This is a genomic window from Geminicoccus flavidas (assembly GCF_009806515.1).
GTDB lineage: Bacteria > Pseudomonadota > Alphaproteobacteria > Geminicoccales > Geminicoccaceae > Geminicoccus > Geminicoccus flavidus.
Genome location: NZ_WUJP01000587.1, coordinates 1 through 8,626, shown reverse-complemented (window position 1 = coordinate 8,626; position 8,626 = coordinate 1). Strand labels below are relative to the sequence as shown.

Annotated in this window: 9 protein-coding genes; 1 reads left to right on the top strand and 8 read right to left on the bottom strand. The window is 68.1% G+C overall.

Annotated features, from left to right (window positions below; genetic code table 11):
* From EQG76_RS16700 to EQG76_RS16665, 8 genes are all read right to left on the bottom strand, one after another.
* A partial coding sequence (locus EQG76_RS16700; protein ID WP_159715469.1) for an ABC transporter ATP-binding protein occupies positions 1–646 on the bottom strand: 646 nt, incomplete at its 3' end.
* 150 nt (positions 647–796) lie between these two features.
* The gene (locus EQG76_RS16695) at positions 797–1,690 is read right to left on the bottom strand and encodes a carbohydrate ABC transporter permease (RefSeq protein ID WP_159715467.1); all 894 of its coding nucleotides are present in this window, start codon (positions 1,688–1,690) and stop codon (positions 797–799) included.
* Complete coding sequence (locus EQG76_RS16690) at positions 1,674–2,555, bottom strand: carbohydrate ABC transporter permease (RefSeq protein WP_235031410.1); 882 nt, start codon at positions 2,553–2,555, stop codon at positions 1,674–1,676. The genes EQG76_RS16695 and EQG76_RS16690 overlap by 17 nt, the downstream gene beginning before the upstream one ends.
* Positions 2,556–2,652: 97 nt before the next feature.
* Positions 2,653–3,918: an ABC transporter substrate-binding protein gene (locus EQG76_RS16685; RefSeq protein ID WP_159715463.1), complete on the bottom strand. Its 1,266-nt coding sequence runs from the start codon at positions 3,916–3,918 to the stop codon at positions 2,653–2,655.
* Positions 3,919–4,053: 135 nt separating this feature from the next.
* Complete coding sequence (locus EQG76_RS16680; protein ID WP_159715461.1) at positions 4,054–5,256, bottom strand: ROK family transcriptional regulator; 1,203 nt, start codon at positions 5,254–5,256, stop codon at positions 4,054–4,056.
* Positions 5,253–6,215 (bottom strand): ROK family protein, encoded by a 963-nt coding sequence (locus EQG76_RS16675; protein ID WP_159715459.1) that lies wholly within the window; start codon positions 6,213–6,215, stop codon positions 5,253–5,255. Before EQG76_RS16675 ends, EQG76_RS16680 begins: the two co-directional genes overlap by 4 nt.
* 8 nt (positions 6,216–6,223) lie before the next feature.
* Positions 6,224–6,931: a ribulose-phosphate 3-epimerase gene (locus EQG76_RS16670; protein WP_159715457.1), complete on the bottom strand. Its 708-nt coding sequence runs from the start codon at positions 6,929–6,931 to the stop codon at positions 6,224–6,226.
* A 93-nt stretch (positions 6,932–7,024) separates the two neighbouring features.
* The gene (locus tag EQG76_RS16665) at positions 7,025–8,020 is read right to left on the bottom strand and encodes a nucleotidyltransferase family protein (RefSeq protein ID WP_159715455.1); all 996 of its coding nucleotides are present in this window, start codon (positions 8,018–8,020) and stop codon (positions 7,025–7,027) included.
* A 130-nt stretch (positions 8,021–8,150) separates the two neighbouring features.
* On the opposite strand from EQG76_RS16665, the gene EQG76_RS16660 reads away from it, so the two are divergent.
* Positions 8,151–8,626: DUF993 family protein (locus EQG76_RS16660; RefSeq protein ID WP_159715453.1), on the top strand; the 476-nt coding region annotated here is incomplete at its 3' end.

Sequence of the window (8,626 nt, the reverse complement as noted above, 5' to 3'; positions counted from 1 at the left end):
CGAACTGCTGGAGGATGCCGTCCTTCATCACCGCGATCCGAGTGGCCATGGTCATGGCCTCGATCTGGTCATGGGTGACGTAGACGATCGTGGCGCCCAGGCGCGCGTGGAGCTTCTTGATCTCGGTGCGCATCTCGACGCGCAGCTTGGCGTCCAGGTTAGACAAGGGCTCGTCGAACAGGAAGATCTTGGGCTCCCGGACCAGCGCCCGGCCCATGGCGACGCGCTGGCGCTGGCCGCCGGAGAGCTGGGAAGGGCGACGGTCGAGCAGGTGGCCGATCTTGAGCAGGTCGGCGACGGCCGCAATCCTCTGCTTGCGCTGCTCCTTGGGCATGCCGGCCATCTCGAGCGAGAAGCCGATATTCTCGGCCACCGTCATGGACGGGTAGAGGGCGTAGGACTGGAACACCATGGCGATGTCCCGCTCCTTGGGCTCCAGGTCGTTGACGACCTTGCCGTCGATGCGGATGGCGCCGGAGGTGGCGGTGTCCAGGCCGGCAATGATGTTGAGGAGCGTGGACTTGCCGCATCCCGAGGGGCCGACCAGGACCAGGAAGTCGCCGTGGCCGATGCCGATATGGATGTCCTTCAGCACCTCGACCTGGCCGAAGCGCTTGCCGATATGCTCGATGTCCAGGCTTGCCACTTGCCGTTCCCTTTGCCGATCAAGCCGTTGACGTCGTCCTAAGTCGTCATGGCCGGCCTCGAGCCGACCATCCAGTCAGCGGTGGACGCGACCCCTGGATGGCCGGGTCAGGCCCGGCCATGACGAGTGTAGGGGTGGCCGCCAGCATCCTCACCCCTTCACCGCGCCGGCCATCAGTCCGCGCAGGAAGAAGCGGCCGAGGAACAGGTAGATCAGGATGGTGGGGGCAGCGGTGATCATCGCACCGGCCATGTCGACATTGTAGAGCTTCACGCCGGTGGAGGTGTTGACCAGGTTGTTGAGCGCCACGGTGATCGGCTGGCTTTCGCCGCCGGCGAACGAGGCGCCGAACAGAAAGTCGTTCCAGATGCCGGTGAATTGCCAGATCACCGAGACCACGATGATCGGCCAGGAGATCGGCAGGAGCACGCGGGTGAAGATCTGCCAGAAGCCGGCCCCGTCCATGCGCGCGGCCTTCACCAGCTCGTCCGGGACCGCGACGTAGAAGTTGCGGAAGAAGAGCGTGGTGAAGCAGACGCCATAGAGGACGTGGACCAGGACTAGGCCCGCGGTGGTGCCGGCGAGGCCGATCTTGCCCAGCGTGAACGCCATCGGGATCAGCACGATCTGGAACGGGATGAAGCAGCCGAACATCATCGCGCCGAAAAGGAGGTTGTCGCCGCGAAACCGCCACTTGGTGAGCACGTAGCCATTGAGCGCGCCCAGGCCCACCGAGATGAGCACGGCCGGCACGACCATGCGGATCGAGTTCAGGAAATAGCCCTTGAGGCCAGCGCAGCTCACGCTGATGCAGGCGCTGTTCCAGGCGGTCTGCCAGGCCTCCAGGGTAATTGCGGTGGGCGGGGAGAGGAGATTGCCGGCGCGGATCTCGTCCATGGATTTCAGCGAGGTGAACACCATGGAGACCAGCGGCGCCAGGAACACGGCGGCGGCCACGATCAGGAGCGCATAGACGGCGAAGCGGGCGAGGTTCACGCCGCTGCCGGAGCGCCGGAGGATGACGGTCTCAGCCGCGACGCTCATGGCGCAGCTCCGAGTAGAGATAGGGGATGATGATGGCGGCGAGCGTCATGAGCATCACCGTGGCGCTGGCGGCCCCCAGGCCCATCTCGTTGCGGGTGAAGGTGGTCGTGTACATGAAGGTGGAGGGCAGCTCGGTGGCGAAGCCCGGGCCGCCCTTGGTCAGCGCCACCACCAGGTCGTAAGACTTGATGGCGAGATGCGCCTCCACAACGAAGGCGGTGAGGAAGACCGGGCGCAGGGCCGGGATGATGATGCGGGTGTAGATCTTGTGGGTGGGCGCCCCGTCCATGCGGGCGGCACTCAGGATCTCCGTATTGATCCCGCGCAGGCCCGCCAGGAACAGGGCCATGACGAAGCCCGCGACCTGCCAGACTCCGGCGATCACCACCGTGTAGATCGCCATCTGCGGGTCGACCAGCCACTTGAACGAGAAGCTTTCCCAGCCCCAGCTCTGCACCAGTCGCTCCAGGCCGAGGCCGGGGTTGAGGATCCACTGCCAGATGACGCCGGTCACGATGAAGCTCAGCGCCATCGGGTAGAGGAAGATGGTGCGGAAGGCTCCTTCGGCCCGGATCCGCTGGTCGATCAGGATGGCGAGGCCTAAGCCCAGGATCGTGGTGAAGACGATGTAGAGCCCGCCGAAGATGAAGATGTTCTGGACCGCCACCCCCCAGCGCGGGTTGGTGAACAGGCGCTCGTACTGGTCGAAGCCGGTAAAGACGAAGCGCGGGAACATCTTGGAGCTGGTGAAGGACAGGATCACCGAGAACAGCATGAAGCCGTAGACGCCGATCGTGACCATCAGGAGGCTCGGCGAGAGCACGAACAAGGGCAGCGCGTTCGCCAGCCTGCGCCTGCCCGCCATTCTTTCGGTAGCTGCCATGAACGCCGGCCTTTGAGCGTTGCAGGAGATGGGCCCGGCCCGGACGCTGCTGTGCGTCGGGGGCCGGGCCCGGGTCGGCTCACTGGGCGGCGGCGACCGCCTCGACCAGCGCCTTGGCCGCCTCCTCAGAGGATTGGTCGGAGTTGAAGTGGTTGGTCACCACGTCGAACATGGCACCCTGGACAGCCGGCGGCTGGGCATGGCCGTGGGCCAGCGAGCCCATCAGCGTGCCCTTCTCCTGGGCGGCCTTGATGTCGGCCATCGATTGCTTGCCGCACTCGTCGAACTTGTCGCCGGGCACGTCGGTCCGCGCCGGGATCGAGCCCTTGGCCAGGTTGAAGGTCTCCTGGAAGGAGGGCGACATGGCAGCGGAGGCCATGATCAGCTGGGCCGGGCGGCGCTCCTCGCCCACGTCGAACATGGCGAAGAAGTCGGTGTTGAACAGGAACGAGCCCTCGGTGCCGGGGGCAGGGGTGCAGAGGATGTCGACGCCGGGCGTCTTACCGGCGGCGATGATCTCGCCTTTGGCCCAGTCGCCCATGAGCTGCATGGCGGCCTCGCCGTTCAGCACCATCGCGGTGGCGAGGTTCCAGTCGCGGCCGGAGAAGTTCGGGTCGACGAAGCCGCGGATCTTGCGCATCTGGTCGAACACCTTGACCATGGTGTCGGAGCCGAGTGCTTCCGGATCCGCCTCGATGATGGCCTTCTGGTAGAACTCCGGGCCGCCGATGCCGAGCACGACATCGTCGAAGACAGTGGTGTCCTGCCAGTTCTGGCCGCCATGGGCGAGCGGCTGGATGCCCTTCGCCTGGAGCGCCTCGGCGACCTGGTTGAACTCGTCCCAGGTCTTGGGCGGAGTCAGGCCGTTCTCCTGGAAGATCTTGGCGTTCGACCAGAGCCAGTTCGGCCGGTGGATGTTGACCGGGGCGGCGACATAGTGGCCATCATACTTGGCGAAGGCCTGGAGCGGCTCGGGGATGACCGTGTCCCAACCTTCCGGCTCGGCCACCTCTGACAGGTCGCCCAAGAAGCCTTCCTCGGCCCAGGCGCGCAGCGACATCCCGAGCAACTGGGCGGCGGTGGGCGGATTGCCGGAAGTGACCCGGGCGCGCAGCGCGGTCATCGCCGCCTCGCCGGCACCGCCGGCCACCGGCATGTCCAGCCAGGCTACACCCTTGGACTCCATGTCCTGCTTCAGGACGCTCACCGCGGCGGCCTCGCCGCCGGACGTCCACCAGTGCAGCACCTCGACGCTGCCCTTGTCCTGGGCCTGTGTCGGCTGGAGGCTGGCTGCGGACAGGCCCAGTACAACGGCGCAGACGGTCGACAGCAATATCCGCTTCATCTCGGTCATCTCCCTGAGCCAGCCGCCCGGATCCGTTGCCCGAGGCGGACGGTTTATCCTTGCACCATCGTGGTGCTGAACTTGGTTTGTCAACTGTCCAAACAAATCAGCCGATCGGCGGGCCTGCGTCAAGGGTCATGCTTCACGCATGGGCCATCGCTCGCGATGACGGCCTACCATGTCCAAGGATAGCATTTCCTGGTGGAGGAGACAGGCGGCACCAATGGCCGGACCGTCCTTGGCGTGATGGGCCAGTGCCAGGGTCGGCACCTGATAGTCTTCGAACACGTGGCGGCGCAGGGCGTCCTGCACCTCGCTCGTGACGAAGGGGTAGAGGCGAGCGACCGAGCCGCCCAGCACGACATGACCGGGATCGATGATGTTGGCGACCGAGGCCAGGCCGCGGCCCAGCCAGCGGGCAAAATGCCGAGCGGCCTCCCGGGCGGCCGGCTCTCCTGCCTCCAATGCCTGGACGAGGCCGCCGATCGTGTCGCCGGCGCCGCCCTTGTTCTGCCAGACCTGCAGCACCGCCTCGGCGCCGATCAGGTTCTCCCAGCGGCCGGGCGGGTCTAGGCGGTGGATGATGCCGGCATCCGCCACCACCATGTGGCCGACCTCCCCGGCAAAGCCGTGATGGCCGCGGAACAGCCGGCCGCCCGCCACGATCCCGGCACCGATTCCGAAATCCAGGAACAGGCAGAGCAGGTCGTTCGGGCCGTCACTGCCAGCGGCATAGATCTCGGCGACGGCAAGCGCGTTGGCGTCGTTTTCCGAGCTGACCGGGATGTCCAGTCCGAGTTCGGCGCGGACCAGATCGGCGATCGGGACGTTGCGCCAGCCGAGGAACGGGCCGGTGAGCAGGACGCCGTCATGGTCGTGTAGCCCCGGCACGGTCACGCACAGGCCGCGGATGCGGGAGGAGTCGGGCAGGTCCGTCACCACCTGGCGGACGAGGCCGCAGGCAAGGCGCACGACCTCCCCCGGGCGGTTGCCGGAAAGTGCAAAGCTGGCGCGGCGGCGGGTGACGACTTCGGCCGCGAGGTTCAGGCCGACCACCACGACATAGCCGACGCCGATCTCGGCGCCGATGAAGAAGGCACCCTCGGGCCGGATCGCGATGGCGATGCCAGGGCGGCCGGCGCGGATTTCGCTGCGCGCGGCGTCGGGTCGTTCCACGACGAAGCCGCCGGCCAGGAGCTGGCCGATCAGGCTGCTGGCAGTCGAGCGGGTCATGCCCAAGCCGCGGGCCAAATCGGCGCGGCTCATCGCACCCTGCCGGTAGAGCAGCGACAGGGCGCGCGCCTCGTTCAGGAAGCGGACCGCCTGGGGCGTGGTCACGCCAGCTGCGTTCCGGCGGCGCCGAAGGCGAGGGCGGCGGCGCCGGCAAGGCCGGCATTGCCACCGAGCGATGCCGCCATGAATGGCACCGACCGGAACGGCGCCATCGCCCGGGCCTGGATCTCCCGGGCGATGATGTCGCGCATCAGGTCCAGGGCATTGCTGACGCCACCGCCCAGGATCACCCGCTCGGGCGAGAACAGGTGCAGCAGGGAAACGATGCCGATTCCGAGCCAGCGGGCCTCGTCGGCGATCAGCGCCACCCCCAGCGAGTCGCCGGCGCGGGCGGCGGTGACCACGTCCTCGGCGCTGACCGGCCGGTCAACGATGTCCTGCAGCGTCGACGCGGCGCCTTCTGCCAAGCGCTCCCGGGCGATGCGGGCGAGCCCGGTCCCGGACGCGAGGGCTTCCCAGCAGCCGAGGTTGCCGCAGCCGCAGCGCGGGCCGTCCGGTTCGAGGGTCATGTGGCCGATATGGCCGGCCATGCCCATGCGGCCGTGCAGCAGCCGGCCATCGACGATGACGCCGCCGCCCAGGCCGGTGGAGACAGTGACGTAGACGAGGCTGTTCACTCCCTTGCCGGCGCCGAAGCGCCACTCGCCGATCGCGGCCGAGGCGGCGTCGTTCTCCAGCGTCACCGGCAGGCCGGTCCGCTCGGCGACCAGTGCACGCAGCGGCACGTTCTGCCAGCCCTGGAAGGTCGGCAGGGTGAACACCGTGCCGGTGAAGGGGTCGAGGGGGCCGGGCGAGGACAGGCCGATGCCCTGGAGCGGAGTGCCGCCGACCTCGGCCCGGACCCGGGCGACCAGGTCGGCGATCTGGGCGACCACCTTGTCCGGCCCGCCGCGGGCGTCGGTGCGGATCCGGGTGATCCGGCCGAGCTGTCCATCCGGTGTGGCCAAAGCTGCGCGCAGCGAGGTGCCGCCCAGGTCGACCGCGATGACCAGCGGGCCCGGCATCGCCGTCCTCAGAGCCCGCGCGACCAGGCTATGCGCTGTGCCAGGTCGGCAGCGCCAAAGGCGAGCGAGCCCATCACCACCGTGTCGGCGCCGGCCGCGCGCAGCTTCGGCACGGTATGCTCGCGGATGCCGCCATCGGCGGCGAGCAGGACCTGGTCGCGGCGCCCGGCCTCGCGCAGCATGGCGCCGGCCTGTTCCAGGCGGGCGCAGGCGTTCGGGTCCAAGTCCTGGCCCTTCACCCCGATCCGGGTGCCGAGCAGGGTCACCATGTCGACCGAGCCGAGGAAGGGGGCGAGTGCCGCCAGCTCCGTCTCGACGCGGGCGACCACGCCGGTGCGCACGCCGCTGGACTTAAGCTCGGCCACCACGTCCAGGCCGGCCTTGCCGTTCTCGGCATGGACCGAGATCAGGTCGGCACCCGCCTCGGCGAACTGCTGCGCCTGACTGGCGAGAATGTCGTCCGTCGTCATCAGGTGGACGTGGAACGGCGTGTCGGTCAGCTTGCGCAGCCGGGCCACCAGGTCGGGGAAGAACAGGAAGGCCGGGGCGAAATGGCCATCCGCCACGTCGATATGGTGGATGTCGGCATGGCCCTCGACCCGTACCACCTCGGCGGCGAGGTTGGCGAGATCGGCCGACCAGAGCGAGAACTCGGCGAGCAGCCGGTCCTTCGGCAGGCTAGCGAAGCGCGCCGAACCGATCGTTTCCGTGGCCATGATCCCGTTCCCGTGCCTCGTGCGCCCTCTGGGCGTCGTTCTTTTGTTCGGATACAATACAAACTCGTAGCGTGTCCAGACGCTTGGAGGCGTTCAGGGCAGGAGGGCGCGGATCGGGGAAGGGGCAGTCTCCAGCCCGGCCACGGCCAGGCTGCGCCATTTGGGGCCGCGGCCGCACAGCTCCGCCCAGCGCTCCTGCACGTCGTGCGGGCGGTCCTCGGCCAGCACCTCGAGCAGCTGATGGGCCTGCGCGCGGTCCTTGCGCGCCTTGGCCAAGTCGCGCCGGCGCTGCGAGATGATGAGCTTGTGCAGGGCGAAGCGCACCGGATCGGGAACCCGCACGGCGATCCCGGCATCGTACAGCACTACCGCCTCCACTTCCTGATAGATCAGGAAATCCAGGAAGCGCAGGGGCTGGCCGAAGGTGCCGACGGCCGGCAGCGGCTGGCGGTCGTCCTCCTCGGGGCCGCGCATCGGGGTGAGGAACTCGACCTTGAAGCCGCCACTCCGATAGGCGGAAGCCGGCGTGCGCGACAGGCCGAGTACTGGTGCGAAGGCGGGATCGATGCGCCGGAGAACGTCTTGCATCGCCTCGGTGCGGTCCTCCACCGCGATTGACACGGAGCGGAACTGGGCGACGTCGACATCGCCGGTCATCGCGATGGCGGCGGGAAACTTTGCGCCCAGCATCGGCCCGTAGACCTGAAAGGCGACCGTGCCGACCAGGACGCCACGCAAGCGGAACACGCCGGCCTCGGCCAGAGCCTGGAGGATGCGCCCGGTACGACGGTCCGGCCTCGTGAAGCCCGCGGCGTGCAGGCTGCGCACCAGGGTGCGGCGTTCCGCTTCCTGGGAGCGTGCCGCGTCGCGTTCCGCGATCCTGCGCAGCAGTTCGTCGGTTTCGAGGCCGACATAGCGCTGGACCTGGCGGCCTTCGATGCGCTGCTGGTGGTACCAGTAGCGGCGGCCCTTGATCTCCTTGACTACCAGCGAGCCGTGCGGATGCAGGACCGCCGCGGTCGCGGCATCCCGGACCTGCTGGTCGAGCTCGGCGTACAATGTCTGGATGGTTAGAGGGACGCGCTGCATGGCAGGTTATACGTTATAGATATGAATAACGTATAACTCGGCACGACGATCACCAACAAGGGTTGCCTTGACCGCCCGTGGCATCAAAAGTAACTCACCGGTTACTTATCGAGCCAGGGGAGGCCTTTCCATGCGGGCACTGCTGCTGCCGACCACGGACCGCAGGCTGGAGCCGTACCGGCCGGGGCCAGCCTGCCCCTATCTGGCCAGATCCGCCGCACCGGTCAGCCGGGTGGCCTATGCCGCGGCGCATGTGGTGGCGGACCCGCTGGCCGAGGCGGTGCCGCTCGAGGGAGGCAAGGTGGACTGGGAGGCGACCTTGCGCTTTCGCCACCATCTCTGGGGGCTGGGCTTCAAGGTCGCGGAGGCGATGGACACGTCGCAGCGCGGCATGGGGCTGAGCTGGCCGGATGCGGCCGAGCTGATCCGCCGCTCGGTGGCCGAGGCCAGGACGGTGCCAGGGGCGGATCTTGCCTGCGGGGTCGGTACCGACCAGTTGCCGCCGCGGCCGGGTGTCAGCATGGAGGAGGTGCGCCGGGCCTATCTGGAGCAGCTCGAGGTGGTGGAGCAGGCCGGCGGGCGGGCAATCCTGATGGCCAGCCGGGC

What these genes read in the sequence shown, in the direction of transcription:
- EQG76_RS16695 (WP_159715467.1), bottom strand. Translation starts at nt 1,690, where the DNA reads ATGAGCGTCGCGGCTGAGACCGTCATCCTCCGGCGCTCCGGCAGCGGC.
- EQG76_RS16690 (WP_235031410.1), bottom strand. Translation starts at nt 2,555, where the DNA reads ATGGCGGGCAGGCGCAGGCTGGCGAACGCGCTGCCCTTGTTCGTGCTC.
- EQG76_RS16685 (WP_159715463.1), bottom strand. Translation starts at nt 3,918, where the DNA reads ATGAAGCGGATATTGCTGTCGACCGTCTGCGCCGTTGTACTGGGCCTG.
- EQG76_RS16675 (WP_159715459.1), bottom strand. Translation starts at nt 6,215, where the DNA reads ATGCCGGGCCCGCTGGTCATCGCGGTCGACCTGGGCGGCACCTCGCTG.
- EQG76_RS16670 (WP_159715457.1), bottom strand. Translation starts at nt 6,931, where the DNA reads ATGGCCACGGAAACGATCGGTTCGGCGCGCTTCGCTAGCCTGCCGAAG.
- EQG76_RS16665 (WP_159715455.1), bottom strand. Translation starts at nt 8,020, where the DNA reads ATGCAGCGCGTCCCTCTAACCATCCAGACATTGTACGCCGAGCTCGAC.